This is a genomic window from Arthrobacter sp. 10L430 (assembly GCF_056395245.1).
The window spans coordinates 1-1,106 of record NZ_JBFTJD010000058.1; the positions used below are offsets into that span (position 1 = coordinate 1).

Genomic DNA, 1,106 nt, shown 5'->3' on the forward strand with positions numbered 1-1,106 from the left:
GTTTTGGCCAGGATCACGGTGGGCTTGCCCTTGAATTCGGTCGCTGCCTTGTACGCGGCGTAGACCTTGCGGTAGTCGTGGCCGCCGCGCTTGAGGTTCCAGATCTGGTCATCGGTCAGGTCCGCGACCATGTCCTTGGTCTGCGGGGTCTTGCCGAAGAAGTGCTCSCGGACGAACCCGCCGGACTCGGCCTTGTAGGTCTGGTAGTCCCCGTCCAGGGTTTCGTTCATGATCTTCACCAGCGACCCGTCGGAGTCGCGGGTGAGCAGGTCATCCCATTCCCGGCCCCAGACGACCTTGATCACGTTCCAGCCCGCGCCGCGGAAGAACGCCTCGAGTTCCTGCATGATCTTGCCGTTGCCGCGCACCGGCCCGTCCAGGCGCTGGAGGTTGCAGTTGATCACGAAGTTCAGGTTGTCCAGGTTCTCGTTCGCGGCGAGCTGGAGCAGGCCGCGGGACTCGGGCTCGTCCATTTCCCCGTCGCCCAGGAACGCCCAGACCTGCTGCTCGGAGGTGTCYTTCAGGCCGCGGTTGTGCAGGTAGCGGTTGGACTGGGCCTGRTAGATCGCGTTCATCGGCCCGATGCCCATCGACACGGTGGGGAATTCCCAGAACTCCGGCATCAGCCGCGGGTGCGGGTAGGAGGACAGGGCGTGGCCGGCCTTGGAYTTTTCCTGCCGGAAGCCGTCCAGGTCCTGCTCGGTCAGCCGGCCTTCCATGAACGCCCGCGCGTACATGCCGGGGGAGGCGTGGCCCTGGAAGAAGACCTGGTCCCCGCCGCCGGGGTGGTCCTTGCCGCGGAAGAARTGGTTGAACCCGACCTCGTACAGCGTCGCGGCGCCGGCGTAGGTGGAGATGTGCCCGCCCACGCCGATGTTCGGCCGCTGCGAGCGGTGGACCATCACCGCGGCGTTCCAGCGCATGTACGCCCGGTAGCGGCGCTCGAACTCCTCGTTGCCCGGGAACTGCGCTTCCTGGTCCGCCGGGATGGTGTTCACATAGTCCGTGGTGGTGACCATCGGAACCCCGACGCTCTGGGCGCCGGCACGCTGCAGGAGACTGCGCATGATGTATTGGGCACGCTCGGTGCCCTGTTCCCTGATCAG

General features: G+C 65.9%; 1 pseudogene. It reads right to left on the minus strand.

From position 1 onward, the window contains the following. Positions 1 to 1,106 (minus strand): annotated as a pseudogene (locus tag AC1DDG_RS21640) (pyruvate dehydrogenase (acetyl-transferring), homodimeric type); the annotation flags it as partial.